General features: G+C 75.4%; 14 protein-coding genes. 6 read left to right on the top strand and 8 right to left on the bottom strand.

Annotated features, from left to right (window positions below):
• Positions 1-694: 694 nt before the first annotated feature.
• Both ACFWPT_RS39530 and ACFWPT_RS39525 read right to left on the bottom strand, forming a co-directional pair.
• Positions 695-1126, bottom strand: coding sequence for a hypothetical protein (locus tag ACFWPT_RS39530; RefSeq protein ID WP_380487829.1), 432 nt, complete (start codon positions 1124-1126; stop codon positions 695-697).
• A 91-nt stretch (positions 1127-1217) separates the two neighbouring features.
• Entirely contained in the window at positions 1218-1955 is a 738-nt protein-coding gene (locus tag ACFWPT_RS39525; RefSeq protein WP_380487827.1) for a sigma 54 modulation/S30EA ribosomal C-terminal domain-containing protein, read from the bottom strand.
• 340 nt (positions 1956-2295) lie between these two features.
• Here ACFWPT_RS39525 and ACFWPT_RS39520 point away from each other — a divergent pair, with 340 nt between their 5' ends.
• Positions 2296-4836 carry a cytochrome P450 gene (locus ACFWPT_RS39520; protein WP_380487826.1) on the top strand — a complete coding sequence of 847 codons (2541 nt, stop codon included), beginning with the start codon at positions 2296-2298 and terminating at the stop codon, positions 4834-4836.
• A 205-nt stretch (positions 4837-5041) separates the two neighbouring features.
• Here ACFWPT_RS39520 and ACFWPT_RS39515 read toward each other — a convergent pair whose 3' ends face one another.
• The 4 genes from ACFWPT_RS39515 to ACFWPT_RS39500 form a co-directional block, all read right to left on the bottom strand.
• Positions 5042-5185 (bottom strand): DUF6126 family protein, encoded by a 144-nt coding sequence (locus ACFWPT_RS39515; RefSeq protein WP_159398578.1) that lies wholly within the window; start codon positions 5183-5185, stop codon positions 5042-5044.
• Between the two features lie 143 nt (positions 5186-5328).
• Positions 5329-5673, bottom strand: coding sequence for a helix-turn-helix transcriptional regulator (locus ACFWPT_RS39510; RefSeq protein ID WP_063350638.1), 345 nt, complete (start codon positions 5671-5673; stop codon positions 5329-5331).
• Positions 5674-5930: 257 nt separating this feature from the next.
• A complete protein-coding gene (locus tag ACFWPT_RS39505; RefSeq protein ID WP_380487824.1) occupies positions 5931-6425 on the bottom strand; it encodes a hypothetical protein in 495 nt (164 codons plus the stop codon).
• Positions 6426-6778: 353 nt separating this feature from the next.
• Positions 6779-7792 (bottom strand): glycoside hydrolase family 3 N-terminal domain-containing protein, encoded by a 1014-nt coding sequence (locus ACFWPT_RS39500; protein ID WP_380487822.1) that lies wholly within the window; start codon positions 7790-7792, stop codon positions 6779-6781.
• Positions 7793-7874: 82 nt separating this feature from the next.
• Between ACFWPT_RS39500 and ACFWPT_RS39495 the strand changes: the two genes are divergently transcribed.
• On the top strand, positions 7875-7997 hold the full coding sequence (locus ACFWPT_RS39495) for a hypothetical protein (RefSeq protein WP_380487820.1): 123 nt from the start codon (positions 7875-7877) through the stop codon (positions 7995-7997).
• A 146-nt stretch (positions 7998-8143) separates the two neighbouring features.
• On the opposite strand, the gene ACFWPT_RS39490 is transcribed toward ACFWPT_RS39495, so the two are convergent.
• Entirely contained in the window at positions 8144-9694 is a 1551-nt protein-coding gene (locus tag ACFWPT_RS39490; RefSeq protein ID WP_380487818.1) for a PLP-dependent aminotransferase family protein, read from the bottom strand.
• Here ACFWPT_RS39490 and ACFWPT_RS39485 point away from each other — a divergent pair.
• A complete protein-coding gene (locus ACFWPT_RS39485) occupies positions 9693-10568 on the top strand; it encodes an L-histidine N(alpha)-methyltransferase (protein WP_380487816.1) in 876 nt (291 codons plus the stop codon). The genes ACFWPT_RS39490 and ACFWPT_RS39485 overlap by 2 nt on opposite strands.
• 39 nt (positions 10569-10607) lie before the next feature.
• On the opposite strand, the gene ACFWPT_RS39480 is transcribed toward ACFWPT_RS39485, so the two are convergent.
• A complete protein-coding gene (locus ACFWPT_RS39480; RefSeq protein ID WP_380378768.1) occupies positions 10608-11093 on the bottom strand; it encodes a MarR family winged helix-turn-helix transcriptional regulator in 486 nt (161 codons plus the stop codon).
• A 129-nt stretch (positions 11094-11222) separates the two neighbouring features.
• Here ACFWPT_RS39480 and ACFWPT_RS39475 point away from each other — a divergent pair, with 129 nt between their 5' ends.
• The 3 genes from ACFWPT_RS39475 (at position 11223) to ACFWPT_RS39465 (ending at position 14664) form a co-directional block, all read left to right on the top strand.
• On the top strand, positions 11223-12143 hold the full coding sequence (locus tag ACFWPT_RS39475) for an EamA family transporter (RefSeq protein WP_380487814.1): 921 nt from the start codon (positions 11223-11225) through the stop codon (positions 12141-12143).
• Between the two features lie 88 nt (positions 12144-12231).
• On the top strand, positions 12232-12873 hold the full coding sequence (locus ACFWPT_RS39470) for an NAD(P)H-binding protein (protein WP_363377440.1): 642 nt from the start codon (positions 12232-12234) through the stop codon (positions 12871-12873).
• Between the two features lie 156 nt (positions 12874-13029).
• The gene (locus tag ACFWPT_RS39465) at positions 13030-14664 is read left to right on the top strand and encodes an alpha/beta hydrolase (protein WP_380487811.1); all 1635 of its coding nucleotides are present in this window, start codon (positions 13030-13032) and stop codon (positions 14662-14664) included.
• Positions 14665-14860: the final 196 nt, after the last annotated feature.

The raw sequence follows: 14860 nt of genomic DNA, 5'->3' as shown, positions 1-14860 counted from the left end.
TCGGTCGCCGATGCTCCGCATGGACTCCCTCCTCCGCCTTACGATGCACGCACCCAGACGCCGCGCGCTGATCCGACCTGATCCACAAGACACGCCCTAACCGACCACCGTAGTACCAGCGGCCGTCGAGCCCGAGCACCAGCGCGCCGCCACCCGCCGTGAAGTGAACCGGCCGACGCCGGAGGCGAGTTGCCGCTACGGGGGGCGCGGCTCCGCGCTCCGGCGTCCCATCGCGTTTCCCCTCCTCGTGCGAGGTGCGGGCGCCCTGCCGAGCGGGGGCCCGCACCTTCCGGCACTCAGGAGAGCGGTGGGCCGCACGGGAATAACGAAAACCTCTTGCGGAATTCGGCCGCTCGCACACGGCGGGCCGGGTCGCGCGGAGCGGACGACACCGGGGGGAAGGTCGGGGGCGGGCCGAGAGCGGGCCGAGAGCCCCGGGGACAGCCCCGGACGTGACGGTGCCGGGAAGCGCGCTCGGGGGGTGTGCGCTCCCCGGCAACGGGGTGGTGGCGGCCACCCGGCCGGAGTCCCGGGGCCTGGGCTCAGACGGCCGTGACGGGAATGCTAGGGCGTGTCACGGGGCCCTGACCAGAGTCCTGAACTGGCCAATTCCCGCCCAGGACATGCCAGCTGGAGCCGATGACTGACGCACCGTCAACAACCGGCCAGGCCGCCGACCGGCCACCGGAACCGGTCAGGCCGCCACCCGCACCGGGGCCGCCTGCGCCGCCGCCCGCCCGCCGGCGCAGCCGCCGTGCAGCCGGGCCAGCCCGGCGGCCAGCCCCGCCCGGTCCCCGGCGAGCCACAGGCGCAGCGCGGCGGACAGCGCGGCGCTGGCCGGTCCGCTCGACGGGCCGCCGGTCCGCGCGATCCGCTCGCCCAGCAGCGGCAGCAGGTCCGCGATCGGGGCGGGCAGCCAGAGGGTCAGGGCGCAGGGGGCGGGCCGGGCCAGGACGCGCCGCAGTTGCAGCGCGGAGGCGTCGTCGTGCAGCGCGGGGATGACCTCCAGCAGGCCGTCGACCACCACCTCGGAGACGTCCCCGCCGTGGCCGCGGGCGAGGGCCCGCAGCAGCGCGCGTTCGGCGGCGGTGATCCGGACGGTCAGCATGACCTCGTCGCAGTCCATGGTCCCGGTTCCCCTGTCGTGGAAGTCGTGGCGGTCGTGGCGGTCGTGGCCATCGGGGCCGGTGGGCCCGCCCCGGTGGTTCTCCTGCCCGTCAACGAGGCTCCGCTACCGGCGTTATCAGGCCGTAGTGGCCGTCGTAGCGGCGGTAGAGCACCCGGGCACGGCCGTCGCCGGGGTCGGCGTAGCAGACGAACGGGCCGCCGGTCAGCCAGAGCCGCCGGGCCGCCTCGGTGAGGTCGAGCGGGTCCGCCGGGTCGGCGCCCGTGGACCGGCCCGCCCCGGGCGCGCCGCTGAGCGGGCAGCGGTGGACCAGCGCGTCCCGGCCGGTCACGGCGTCCGCGAAGAGGTGGAACGGCCGGTCCAGCGCGAGCAGTTCGCGGGTGGCCTGCTCGGGGGTGCGGCGGGCGAGGACGACCTCCTTGCGCCGGGCGATCCGCCGTTCGGCGAGCGGGCGGGCGGCGTACTGCGGGCGGTAGGCGCTCTCGTGGGCGGCGGCGAATCCGATGTCGCCCTGCTCGCGCAGCCGGGCGGCCCGGCCGGCGAGGGTGCCCAGGGCGACGTCGACGGCCTCGCGGGCGCTGGCGGCGGCGAGTTGCACCCGGACCGGACCGGCGCCGGCCAGGTCGACGTGGGCCTGCGCGAGGGCGGGCCGGGTCATGGCCCGGTCGCGCACGCGGGTGAGCCGGATGCGCAGCGCGCGGGTTCCGGGGCCGAGCCCGGCGGCCGTCTCCAGTGCCTGCGCCCGGGCGTACTCGGCGTTCTCACGCGGCAGCTCGCCGCGGATCTCCACCCGGACGTCGAGGGCGGGCCGGTGGCGCAGACTGGTCATCAGGGTCCTCCTTCTCCCGGACCATGCTGGCCCTCGGGCGGCCGGGCGGCGAGGGTCCAAAGACCCTGCGCGAGGGGACCGGCCCGGATCTTTCCGGTGGGGCCTTCGCCGCAGGTCAGCACCGCGTTCCGGGGCAGTCGGGGCCACTGCGGATGATCGACCGTTGGAGTGATCCACCCGCGTTCGGCGCAACGCCCGTCGAACCGGCGCGTTTGCCATGACGTGCGCCCCTCCAGCCGGGGCACGCGCGGATCCGCGCGAGCCGGCCCCCCACCTCCCGGCCGGCCCGTCGGGGCCCCCGGTACCGTCCGCACCGGCTCCTCTGATGAGAGGTACTGACATGACCCTGCTGACCGAGACGCGGCAACGGGACCTCCCCCCGAGAACCGCACCCACCGCACCCCGTACCACCCGCTCGGCCGTCCCCCCGCTCGCCCCCGGCGCCGTCCCCGGCCTCGGCCACGCGGCCGCCCTGCTGCGCGACCCGCTCGGCTTCCTCGGCTCGCTCTCCCGGCACGGCGGCGTCGTCCGGATCCGGCTCGGGCCGCGCACCGTCTGCGTGGTCACCGACGCCCCGCTCGTCCACACCCTGCTCGTCGCCCTCGCCTACGACTGCCCGCGCGGCGCCGTCCAGGACACCCTCAAGACGGCGTTCGGCGACGGCCTGCTGATGTCCGAGGGCCAGGCCCACCGCGACCGCCGCCGGATCATCCAACCCGCCTTCGGGCCGGACCGGATGGCCGAGTACGTCGCCGTGATGCACCAGGTCACCGAGGAGCGGGCCAGGCGCTGGCACCCCGGGCAAGTCCTCGACGTGGCCAAGGAGATGAACCACCTCGCGCTGGAGATCGTCACCCGCTCGCTGTTCGACGCCCGGCTGAGCGAGGATGCCACCCTGGCCTTCCACCAGGCCCTGCCGGACCTGGTGAAGGGCCAGATCGTCCAGTCCCTCTACCCGCACCCGGCGCTCGCCCGGCTGCCGCTGGCGGTCAACCGGCGCTTCGACGCCGCCGTCCGGGTGCTCAACCAGGTCGTCGACCAGGCCGTCAGGCCGACGGGCACCCGATCCGCCGAGCGGGGCGGCACCCTGCCCGCCCTGCTGCGCGCCGCCACCGACCCGGGCACCGGCCGGCCGCTCACCGAGGCGGACGTCCGGTCCGAGGCGATCACCATGTTCGGCGCGGGCACCGAGACCGTCTCCACCACGCTGACCTGGCTCCTCGACGAACTCCTGCGCCACCCCGAGGTGGAGGCCCGGGTGCTCGCCGAACTCGACGAGCACCTGCCCGCCGGAGCCGCCCCCACCCCCGAGGCGCTGGCCAGGCTCACCTACACCCGCAGCGTCACCCAGGAGGTGGTGCGGCTGCACGCGCCCAACGCCTTCCTGATGCGCACCGCCCAGGTGCCGGTGGACCTCGGCCCGTACCGGATCCCGGCCGGCACCGAACTGCTCTACAGCCTCACCGCACTGCACCGCGACCCGGACCGCTACCCGGACCCGCTGCGCTTCCGCCCGGAGCGCTGGCAGTCCGGCGGGGCCGGGCGGCACTCCTTCCTCCCGTTCGGGGCCGGCAAGCACAAGTGCATCGGGGAGGCCTTCGCCTGGGCCGAGCTGACCGTCGCGGCGGCCGCGATCCTGCGCCGCTGGCGGCCGGTGGCCGTCCCCACCTCCCGGGCCCGGGAAGTGGTGTGGACGACGGTCCAGGCGCACGGGCTGCGCGTGCGGCTGACCCCGCGCGGCACCCGGGTGCCCCGCCCGGACAGCCCGCCGGACGACCGGGTGGGAGAGGGCCGGACGGGGGACGACCGGGCGCGGGACGACCGGGCGCGGGACGACCGGGCGCGGGACGACCGGGCGGCCGTCGAGGCCCCGCCGGCGGCCCGCTGCCCGGTGAGCGTCCCCGCCCCGGCCCCCGCCGCGCCCCAACTCCCGCAACGGTCCGGCGAACTGCGCACCGCCGCGGCCCGGCACGCCGCCTGGGTGGTCGGCCGCAACCTCCTCACCCCGCCCGAGATGACCCGCTACGGGGCCTACGCCCTGCACGAGTTGATCGGCCACGCCTTCCCCCGCGCGCACGGCGCCGACCTCGACCTGCTGGTGGACATGCTGGGCTGGTTCACCATCCTCGACGACCGCTTCGACGGTCCGCCCGGGCGCCGCCCCGTCGAAGCCCGCGACGTCGTCGACCCGCTCATCGACGTCCTGTACCGCACCGGGGCCGATCGGACGGGCGCCTCCGCGCCGGTCGGCGCGGGCCCGGCGCCGCGCTCCGGCGACCACGTGCTCCGCGCCTGGCACGACCTGTGGAGCCGCCAGGCGCAGGGCATGTCCCCCAACTGGCGCGCCCGGGCCGCCCGGGAGTGGCAGGCCTGCCTGGAGACCTTCCCCGCCGAGGCCGAACACCGCGCCCACGGCACCGTCCCCGCCCTCGGCCTGCCCGAGACCATGCGGCTGCGCCGCCACGGCAGCTGTCTCTACCCGTTCATGAACATACTGGAACGGGTCCACGGCGCCGACGCCCCCGCCGCCCTCCACGCGGAGCCCGCACTGCACCGGCTGCGTGCCAACACCGCCGACGCCGCCACGCTGATCAACGACCTGTACTCACTGGAGCGGGAGGAACGCCAGAGCGCGGCCGCCTTCAACACCGTCCTCGCCCTGCAACGGATCCGCGGCTGCACCCGCAGCCGGGCCGTCGGCGCCGTCCGCTCCCGGGTCGCCCGGCTGCGGCGGGAGAACGACGCGCTGCGCAGCGACCTGCGCCACCGCCACCCGGCCGGGCGCTGGTACCTGGACGGCACCCGGGAGCTCATCGAGGGCGTCCAGGCCTGGACCAGCACCAGCGACCGCTACCTCGTGACGGACAGCCCTCGGACGTAGGGGCTCTCTTTCGGATCACGCCGGGCGCGCGACGCCGGAGCACGCACCTCGCCGCGTTGTCGTCGGTCGCCGATACTCCGCATGGACTCCCTCCTCCGCCTTGCGATGCACGCACTCCGACGCCGCGCGCTGATCCGACGTGATCCGAAAGAGAGCCCCTAGGCCCTGCCCGGCCGGTCTTGGCCGGGCAGGACGCAGGAGGTGCCTACTTGCGGCCGCCGAGCGCGAACAGCAGCAGCACGAAGCCGGCGAACAGGTGCGTGGCGAAGATGTAGATGCCCGCCCGGATGAGCATGGCCTTGCGTCGGCGCTTCTCCTCGCGCGTGCCGTCGCTCGTGCTCTCGCTCATGGCGGGGGTTCTCCTCGGGTCGGCCGGCCGGGTCGGGCGCGGGTTCAACGGTCCCGACGGGCTCGAAGGGTTCAACGGGCTCGACGGGCTCGACGGGCTCGACGGGCTCGACACGCTCGACCGGCCCGAGGGCCTCGGCGGGCTCAACGGTGCGGCCGGCCGCCGGGCTCGCGCAGTTCGGTGAGCAGCGCGCCCTGGTCGGTGATCAGCTCGGTCAGGATCCGGCGCGCGGCCCGCAGCAGCTCGGCCACGTCCGGGGTGCTGAGCGCGTACACCACGGTGTTGCCCTCGCGGGTGGCGGCGACCAGTTGGGTACGGCGCAGCACCGCGAGCTGCTGGGAGAGGTTGGAGGGCTCGACCTCGATCTCGGCCAGCAGCTCGCGCACCGGCCGGGGCCCGTCCTGGAGCAGTTCCAGCACCCGGATCCGGACCGGATGGCCGAGGGTGCGGAAGAACTCCGCCTTGGCCTGGTACAGCGGGACGGGCATGGTCCGCGTCCCTCCCTCGGGTACGGCTCGGTGAGCGTGCGGCCGCGTCCTCACCGGCGGCCGGCAAGCATCATCGCCACAGATGAAGATTTCTTCAAGTCGTCACAGTGGGCGCCCAGCCGTCGGCTGGCGGCCGCCCGGCCCGCCAGGGCCGCCCCCGAGTGGTCCACGTCACATCCGGAGGGCGCGCGGGAACGCCGGAAGCCGAGCCCGGGACGCTGCCAACTCCCGGACTCGGCGGTCATGATGAGGTTCCGTCAGCAGAGTACAGGTACATCCACCTCGACCGGGGCCGGCCCCCGCCAGATCGACTCGACGGCGAAGGTCGCATGGAGGGTCGAACCGCACGGCACGGTGACGCTGACGCCGTCGACCCGCACGGTGGCGGCCGTGAACACGGCGCGCACGCTCGCCGAGCCGAGCGACTCGCCGCCGACCACCCCGGCCGACAGGCGGGTGAGCAGCTCCTGCGACTTCGGCGGCCACGGGGTGTCCGGAGTGGGCGGACCGGCCAGGCCGATCTGCCCGTACAGCACGACGCTGCCGCCGGTGACCTCGGCGCAGACCTTGGTCGACAGCCCGGCCTGCAGGCCGTTGTAGCCGCAGGTCGTCACCGTGGCGGCGGTCTCGGCGGCGGTCTCGGCGGCGGTCTCGGCGGCGCCGCTGGTCGACACGGCGAGCGCCGGCACCGGCGCCGCGAGCAGGGCGACGACGCCGGCCGCGCCCGAGGCGATCCGGGTGATGCGGTTCATTGCCTCCTCCTTCGGAGGGTACGAGGAACGATCAGAACAGGTGAGGTAGCACATGTGACATTTCACATGCGCCATGAAGAGACTTTGCCATGCGATTCCCATGCCATGACCGCGATTCCGCCTTCGAAGTGCCGAGCAGACCGAAACCAGACCTTTGATGGCGTAATCCCACCCCGGAGGGTCGGGCTCCGCGCACCTGCCACGGCCGGCCTCCCCGGTGCCCGGCGCGGGGCCGGTCGCCCGCCTCGCAGGCGTCGGCCCGGCGTCGGCCCGGCGTCGGCCCAGGGACGGCCCGGGGACGGCCCGGACGGCGTCCGCGCCCACGGGCGGGCCACCGGTCGGCCGCCGCCGGCTCAGTCCAGGGAGGCCCGCAGAGCGTCGACCCGGGTGACGGCGGCCGCGAAGGCGGCGCGGTCGAGCCGGCCGGAGTCCAGGGCGTCGGCGAGGGCCGTGGTGGCGTCCTCGGCCTGCTGAGGGTCGCGGGCGGAGCAGAGGATCAGGTCCATCCCGGCCTCGGCGGCGGCCACCGCGCGGTCGCCGGGGCCGCCGTACGGGGCGAGGGCCTCGGCCTCCAGGGCGTCGGTGACGGTGACGCCCCGGAAGCCCAGGCGGCCGCGCAGCTCGCCCTCGACCACGGCGGGCGACATCCCCGCCGGGCGGTCCGGGTCGAGCGCCGGGTAGACCGCCCAGGAGGCCATCACCAGCCGGACGCCCGCCGCGATGGCCGCCCGGTAGGGCTCCTCACCGCGGGCGCGCAGCTCGTCCAGCGGCACGGACAGGGTGACGGGGCGGTCATCGGTGTTCTCGCCGTTGACTGCCGAGCCCAGCCCGGGGAAGTGCTTGGCGGTGGCGGCGACGCCCAGGCCCTGCTGGGCGGCGAGGAAGGCGCTGCCCAACTCGCCGACGCCGGCGGGGTCCTGACCGTAGGAACGCTCATGGCGGTCGATGAAGTTGCCCGGGGTGTCGTAGACGTCCAGCACCGGCGCGAGGTTCACGTTGAGCCCCGCGTCCGCGAGCGTCCCGGCGGCGCCGACCCCGGCGCGGCTCGCCGCGCCGAGCGGGTCGGGCGCCGATCCGGTCCGGCGGGCGGAGAGTTCGGGCGCACCGGGCAGGCGGCGCACCTTGCCGCCCTCCTGGTCGGTCATCAGCAGCAGGCCCTCGGGCACCGGCGACTGCGCCGCCGCCTGACGCAACTGACCGACAGCCTCGGCGAGTTGCGCCGGGCTCGTGACATTCTCGGCGAACAGGATGACCCCGGCCGCCCGCCCCTCCCGGATCGTCTGCAGCACGCCCGGCGGCGGTGTCGGACCGGCGTAGGAGAGTACGATCCGGCGCCCCGCGAGCTGCCGTGCGTCCTGATCGGCCATCTCCGCCGCCACCGTCCCCTCACCCGGGGCACTGACCCGCCCCGGTATCGACCCCGGTATCGACTCCGGCGCGGACACCGGTATGGACGCCGGTGCGGACGCCGACACCGACCCGGCCGGAACCGGCCCGAGCGTGGCCGCCAACACCACCAGCATCGCGCCGAACTGGACGGTGCGCCGAAGCACGGCCATCACGCCTCCCTGAGGTCGGCAGCGGGATACGGCCCGTCAAGGCACCCGAGGCCGTCAAAGCACCCGAGCCCGTCGCCACCATAGCCCGGACCCCGGAGGAGCACACCCGCGCCCGCGCGGACGGGGGACCCGGGCACCGGCCGCCCTCAGCCCTCAGCCCTACCGGCGCAGCAACCGCCCCAGGACGGCGATCCCCTCCGCGATCTCCCCCGGCGCACCCGCCGCGTAGCCGAGCACCAGTCCCGGCGGGTACGGCAGGCGCGCATGCCAGGACAGCGGCTGCACCTTGACGCCCTCGGCGAGCGCCGCCGTGGCCAGTTCGGTGTCCGTGCAGCGGACCCCGGGCGGCAGGGTGAGCATCAGGTGCAGGCCGGCCGCCGCGCCGTGGACGGTGGCGCCGGGGAGGTGGGCGTGGACGGCGGCGATCATCGCGTCCCGTCGGCGGCGGTGGCGGTGGCGCAACAGCCGCAGGTGGCGGTCGAGTTCGCCGGACTCCATCAGCCGGGCCAGCACCAGCTGCGGCAGCACCGGGTTGCCCAGGTCGGCGAACCGCTTGGCCTCCAGGACGGCCTCGCGCAGCCGCGGCGGCACCAGCAGCCAGCCGGTGCGCAGCGCGGGGGCGAGCAGCTTGGAAATGCTGCCCGCGTAGCAGACCTGCTCCGGCAGGGCGGCGCGCAGCGCGGGGACGGGCGGGCGGTCGTAGCGGTGCTCGGCATCGTAGTCGTCCTCGATGACCAGGCCGCCCTCGCCCGCCCAGCGCAGCAGTTCGCGCCGCCGCTCGCCGCCGAGGACGACCCCGGTCGGGTACTGGTGGGCCGGGGTGAGCAGGACGGCCGGGGCGCCGGTGGCGCGCAGCGCGTCGACCCGGACGCCCTCGGCGTCGACCGGGACGGGCGGGGTCGCGGCGAGCCAGTGGGCGAGGTGCTGGCGGGCGCCGAGCGAGCCCGGGTCCTCGACGGCGACCTCGGTGACGCCCATCCGGCCGAGGGCCCGGCCGAGCAGGGCGAGGGCCTGGGCCGTCCCGGCGACGATCAGCACCTCGTCCGGGTCGGCGCGGATGCCCCGGTTGCGGGCCAGCCAGTGGGCGACGGCCCGGCGCAGTGCGGGGGTGCCGCGGACGTCGCCGTAGCCGAGGTCGGCGGCGGCGAGGCCGTCGAGGACGGCGCGTTCGGCACGCAGCCAGGCGGTGCGGGGGAAGGCGGCGAGGTCGGGCACGCCGGGCGTGAGGTCGATCCGGGCGGGCGTGCCGCGCAGCAGGTCGAACACCTCGGGGTCGGGGTCGGCGTGGAACAGGACGGGCTCCGGCCGGGCGCGCGGCGGGGCCGGGGATGTGGCTGACAACGAGGGCGCGGCCGACAACGGGGGCACGGGCGGCGCCGGAACCGCGACGACGACGGTGCCGCCCCTGCCCCGGCCGGCGATCTGGCCCTCCTCGGCGAGGCGCCGGTAGGCGTCGGTCACCACTCCCCGGGAGACGCCGAGTTCGGCCGCCAGCCCCCGGGTGGCGGGCAGCCTGCTGCCCGTGGGGAGGCGGCCGTCGGCGATGGCCTCGCGCAGTCGGCGGGCGAGCCAGCCGGTCAGGCCGCCGGGCGGGGCGTCGGCGGTGTCGAGCTGGAGGAAGTCGGCGCCCGGGTCCGCCTGTTTGGACCTGTCATCCGGCGCTTCTTTGGACCTGTTCACCGGGCCATTGTGGCGTGAGGGTGGGGCCATGACCACGGAAACGGCACCACTGAACGACCGGCAGGACACCGAAGGCCCCGACCACCTCACCGGCTACGTCCCGGGTTACGTCCACGGCTACTCGGAGACCGAGGCGCAACGGCTCGGCGACCAGGCGGACACCCTCGCCGAGCTGCTGCACGCGGGCACCGCGTACCCGGCGGGCAGCCGGGTGCTGGAGGCCGGCTGCGGGGTGGGGGCGCAGACCGCGCACCTGCTGGCCGCCAGTCCCGGCGTGCTGCTGACGGCGGTGGACGTCTCGGCCGAGTCGCTGGCGCAGGCCCGGGCCCGGGTGGCGGCCGAGGCGCCCGCCGCGCAGGTCACCTGGCACCAGGGCGACCTGCACCGACTCCCCTTCCCGGACGGCGCGTTCGACCACGTCTTCGTGTGCTTCGTGCTGGAGCACCTGGCCGATCCGGTGGCCGCGTTGACCGCGCTGCGGCGGGTGCTGCGGCCGGGCGGCACGATCACGGTGATCGAGGGCGACCACGGCTCGGCCTTCTTCCACCCGCAGGGCCCGGCGGCCCGCGCCGCGGTCGACCTGCTGGTGCGGCTCCAGGCGGCGGCGGGCGGCGACGCCCTGCTCGGGCGCCGCCTGCACCCGCTCCTGGCGGAGGCCGGCTTCCGGGACGCGGCCGTCCGCCCCCGCACCGTCCACGCCGACGGCGCCCGCCCCGCCCTGGTCGAGGGCTTCACCCGGCGCACCTTCGTCGCGATGGTCGAGGCCGTCCGCACCGAGGCGCTGGCCGCCGGTCTGACCACCCCCGACGCCTTCGACCGCGGCATCGCCGAACTGCGCCGCACGGCCGAGCCGGGCGGGACGTTCCACTACACCTTCTTCAAGGCGGTGGCGGTCAACCCGTAGGCCGGTCGGGCGGGGAGGTCCGCCCGCCTGCCCGCCCGCTCACTCCGGGCTGTCGCCGAGGGCGGCCAGGAGGGTGCGCATGGCGTCGACGAGCGCGGCGGTCCGGGGGGCGTCGAGGCCGGCGAGGAGGAGCCGCTCGGTGGCGAGGTGGTCGGGGAGGGCACGGTCGATCAGGGCGTGGCCCTCGGGGGTGAGCCCGACCACGCGGCTGCGGCCGTCCTGGTCACTCTGGGTGCGGGTGACCAGGCCGCGGGCCTCCAGACGGTCGAGGCGCTGGGTGATGGCTCCGGAGGTGACCATGGCGGACTGCATCAGTCCGGTGGGGGTGAGGCGGTAGGGCGGGCCGCTGCGCTTGAGGGTGGCGAGGACGTCGAAGGAGGCGGCGTCCAGCCCGTGTTCGCCGAAGGTCCGATTGAGCTCCGCGTCCATCAGGCGGTAGAGGCGCTTGAGTCGGCCGATCACCTCCATCGGGGAGACGTCCAGGTCGGGGCGTTCGGCGGCCCACTGCGCGACTACTCGGTCCACATGATCTGCATCTGCCACAGGTTCAGGGTAGGGGATTCCGCCGAGATTCCTTAGCGATGAGGTAACTGTGAGCCACGTCACCCCGCCAAGGCGGTGAGAGATGCCTTAGCGCTGAGTTACATTTGCTTAGTGCTAAGAAATCGCCTCGGAATCGTGCTGGTGACGGCGATAGCCCCCGCCGTCTGGGGGTCGACGTACATCGTCACCACCGAACTGCTCCCGCCCCACCGTCCACTCCTCGCGGCCGTCCTCCGGGCCCTGCCCGCTGGACTGCTGCTGATCGCCGTCACCCGCCGGCTGCCGAAGGGCAGCTGGTGGTGGCGCGCACCGGTCCTCGGCGCGCTGAACATCGGCGCCTTCCTCGCCCTCCTCTTCATCGCCGCCTACCGCCTCCCCGGCGGGGTCGCCGCCACCGTCGGCGCCGTCCAGCCGCTGATCACCGCCGGACTCTCGGCCGCGCTGCTCGGCGACCGGCTCACACCGCGCACGGTGATCTGCGGCATCGCGGGGATCGCGGGCGTCAGCCTGCTGGTCCTGCGGGCCAACGCCCAGCTGGACGCCGTCGGCGTGGCCGCCGCGCTCGCCGGCGCGGTCGTCATGGCCACCGGCGTCGTCCTCTCCAAGCGCTGGGTCTCCCCCGCCCCGCTGCTCGCCACCACCGGCTGGCAGCTCACCGCCGGCGGACTGCTACTGGTGCCGGTCGCGCTGTTCGTCGAGGGCGCCCCGCCGTCCCACCTCACCGGCGGCAACCTGCTCGGCTACGGCTACCTCAGCCTGATCGGCGCGGCGCTCACGTACGCGCTCTGGTTCCGCGGGATCCGGGCACTGCCGCCGACCTCGGTCTCCTTCCTCTCGCTGCTCAGCCCGGTGGTCGCCACCGCGATCGGCTGGCTGGCCCTCGGGCAGGACCTCAGCCCGCTCCAGGCGCTCGGCGCACTCATCGTCCTCGGCTCGCTGATCGCGGCCCAGACCCGGCGCCGCCCCAGCACCGCCGCGGCCGCCGTACCCAGCGCCCCGGCCGCCGCGCCGCCCGTCCGCGAGAACGCCTGACCCCGCCCCGCTCCCCGCCGAACTCCCCTCCGCACTCCCCGATCCCCGTCCAGCAGCCGCTGGCACCCACCGCACCAGGAGAACCTCCATGCACATCACCGTGTTCGGCGCCACCGGCAACGTCGGCAGCCGGGTGGTGACCGAGGCGCTCGCCCGCCACCACCGGATCACCGCCGTCCTGCGCGACCCCGCCAAACCGCACGGCCTGCCGGCCGCCGTCGCCCTCGGTGTCGGCGACGCCCGCAACCCCGAGGACGTCGCCCGCCTCGCCGCCGGGCAGGACCTGGTGATCACCGCCACCCGCCCGGCGCCCGGCAGCGAGCACGAGCTGTCCGCCGCCACCCGGGGCCTGCTGGCCGGTCTCGCCGGAACGGGCGTGCGCCTGATGGCCGTCGGCGGCGCGGGCAGCCTCACCCTCCCCGGCCGCGGCGGGACGGCTCTCGCCGACGACCCCGGCTTCCCCGCCGAGCTCCGGCCGATCGCCCGGGCCTGCCGCGAGCAGCTCGACCTCTACCGCGCCGCCGACCCGGACGTCGACTGGACCTACCTGAGCCCCGCCGCCCTGCTCGAACCCGGCGAGCGCACCGGCCGCTTCCGGCTCGGACGGGACGAACTGCTGGTGGACGCCGAGGGCGCCTCGGTGATCTCCATGGAGGACCTCGCCGTCGCCCTGCTCGACGAGGCCGAGCAGCCCGCACACCGCCGCACCCGCTTCACCGCCGCCTACTGACCTGGGGCGTGTTTCATCATTCCCGCCGGGCGCGCGCCGCGAATGATGAAACACGCCCTGGGGCGATCCTCCGTGTCCGGGGTGTACCCAGCACCACCCCGGACACGGAACCCCGCATGATCGACCGTCAGGGCGGGCTCGGACAGGATCATTCCCGTGAACACCAACGCATCGAACACCACGGCCTCGCACACCATCACGCCGAGCACCACCGCGCCGAACACCGCCGCCTCGCACACCCCGGCGGCCGGCGCCACCGCCTCCCGCACCCGGCGCGCCGCCGTGGCCGTCGTCGCCGCCGTCCTGGCCGGCCTCGCCGTGCCGGCCACCGCCGGCGCCGCCCCGGACGCCGGCCGGAACCCGGGCGACGCCGAGGTCGCCCCCGCCCGCTACACCCACCAGACCCTCGCCTGGCAGCCCTGCGCCAAGCAGCCGGCGCTGGACTGCGCCACCATGACCGCCCCGCGCGACTGGCACCACGCCGACGCCGGCGCCGACGTGACGATCGCCGTCTCCCGGCACCGCGCCGGCGGCCCGGCCAAGCGCAAGGGCACGCTGCTGATGGCCGCCGGCGGCCCCGGCGCGTCGGGCCTGCTGCGCCCGGCGAACCTGGCCACCGCCGCCCCGGCCGTCGGCGCCGCGTACGACATCGTGGGCTTCGACCAGCGCGGGGTCGGCGAGAGCACCCGGGCCGTGTGCCAGACGCCGGAGGAGTTCCAGGACTTCCTGGCCGGCGACTTCCGCGACCAGTCCCCGGCGGCGATCGACCGGGTGGTCGCCAACTCCAAGAAACTGGCCGCCAGTTGCCAGGAGCGCACGGGCGACCTGCTGCCCTACCTGAACACCGAGCAGACCGCCCACGACATCGACCTGTTCCGCGGCCTGCTCGGCGAGCAGAAGCTCAGCTACTTCGGCCCGTCCTACGCCTCGATGATCGGGGCCTACTACGGGACGCTCTTCCCGCACCGCGTCGAGCGGATGGTCCTGGACAGCAACATCGGCTTCGACGGCACCTGGGAGAAGTTCGAACTGGGCCAGCCGATGAGCTTCCAGCGCCGCTTCGACGAGGACTTCGTGCCGTGGCTGGCGGCCCGCGACGCCACCTACCACTGGGGCTCCACCCCCGAGAAGGTGCAGGCGCACTGGGAGCAGCGGCGCGCCGCGCTGCACGACCGGCCCATCACCGACGGCTCCCTGACGATCGGCCCGAACCAGTTGGACAACGGCGCGATCAGCGCGATCTACGAGCGGGACACCTTCCCCTTCCTCGCCCAGGCCCTGACCGCCGTCGACGACTGGCAGGGGGCCGACCCCGCGGCCAAGGCGATGGCCGGGCGGCTGTTCGGCCAGTACCTCGGCCCGGAGTTCCTCGCCGAGTACTTCTCGGTGACCTGCAACGACACCCCGTGGACCAAGGACATGGACACCTGGGTCCAGCACGGCGCGGAGAACACCGCGCGCTACCCGCTGGTGGGCGCCCGCACGCTGGCCTTCAGCGCGGTCTGCGCGGCCTGGCCGACCGCGCCCGCCCCCAAGGTCAAGGTGACCGGCGCCCACCTGCCGACGGTGCTGATGCTCAACTCGGTGCACGACCCGGCGACGTACTACGAGGCGGCGCTCGGCGCGCACCGCGCGCTGCGCGGCTCCAAGCTGGTGACCGTCACCGGGAGCGGCGACCACGGCCAGTACCCCACCGCCAACTCCTGCGTCACCAACGTCGTCGAGAGCTACCTGCTCGACGACCGCGCCCCCCAGCACGACCTCGTCTGCCCCACCCCGCAGGCGGGTTGACCCCGGGCGCGACCTCGTCCGGCGGGCTGGCCCCAGGGTCTCAGGGTCCGTACGGCGGCGGTCAGGCCCTCAGCCGCGACCGGAGCCAGGCGAAGGCGGCGGCGAGCCCGGCGAAGGCGGCGGCGAGCCCGGCGAAGGCGGCGGCGAGCCCGGCGAAGCCGGCGGCGAGCCCGGCGAAGGCGGCGGCGAGCCCGGC

Source organism: Kitasatospora sp. NPDC058478 (assembly GCF_042720345.1).
Lineage (GTDB): Bacteria > Actinomycetota > Actinomycetes > Streptomycetales > Streptomycetaceae > Kitasatospora.
The sequence above is the reverse complement of the archived record's forward strand: the minus strand, read 5'-3'. Positions and strand labels throughout refer to the sequence as shown.

Bases quoted from the DNA above. Each gene is read 5' to 3' on its own strand.
- ACFWPT_RS39530 (WP_380487829.1), bottom strand. From the start codon at position 1,126: ATGGACTGCGACGAGGTCATGCTGACCGTCCGGATCACCGCCGCCGAA.
- ACFWPT_RS39525 (WP_380487827.1), bottom strand. From the start codon at position 1,955: ATGACCAGTCTGCGCCACCGGCCCGCCCTCGACGTCCGGGTGGAGATC.
- ACFWPT_RS39520 (WP_380487826.1), top strand. From the start codon at position 2,296: ATGACCCTGCTGACCGAGACGCGGCAACGGGACCTCCCCCCGAGAACC.
- ACFWPT_RS39515 (WP_159398578.1), bottom strand. From the start codon at position 5,185: ATGAGCGAGAGCACGAGCGACGGCACGCGCGAGGAGAAGCGCCGACGC.
- ACFWPT_RS39510 (WP_063350638.1), bottom strand. From the start codon at position 5,673: ATGCCCGTCCCGCTGTACCAGGCCAAGGCGGAGTTCTTCCGCACCCTC.
- ACFWPT_RS39505 (WP_380487824.1), bottom strand. From the start codon at position 6,425: ATGAACCGCATCACCCGGATCGCCTCGGGCGCGGCCGGCGTCGTCGCC.
- ACFWPT_RS39500 (WP_380487822.1), bottom strand. From the start codon at position 7,792: ATGGCCGATCAGGACGCACGGCAGCTCGCGGGGCGCCGGATCGTACTC.
- ACFWPT_RS39495 (WP_380487820.1), top strand. From the start codon at position 7,875: ATGGACGCCGGTGCGGACGCCGACACCGACCCGGCCGGAACCGGCCCG.
- ACFWPT_RS39485 (WP_380487816.1), top strand. From the start codon at position 9,693: ATGACCACGGAAACGGCACCACTGAACGACCGGCAGGACACCGAAGGC.
- ACFWPT_RS39490 (WP_380487818.1), bottom strand. From the start codon at position 9,694: ATGGCCCCACCCTCACGCCACAATGGCCCGGTGAACAGGTCCAAAGAA.
- ACFWPT_RS39470 (WP_363377440.1), top strand. From the start codon at position 12,232: ATGCACATCACCGTGTTCGGCGCCACCGGCAACGTCGGCAGCCGGGTG.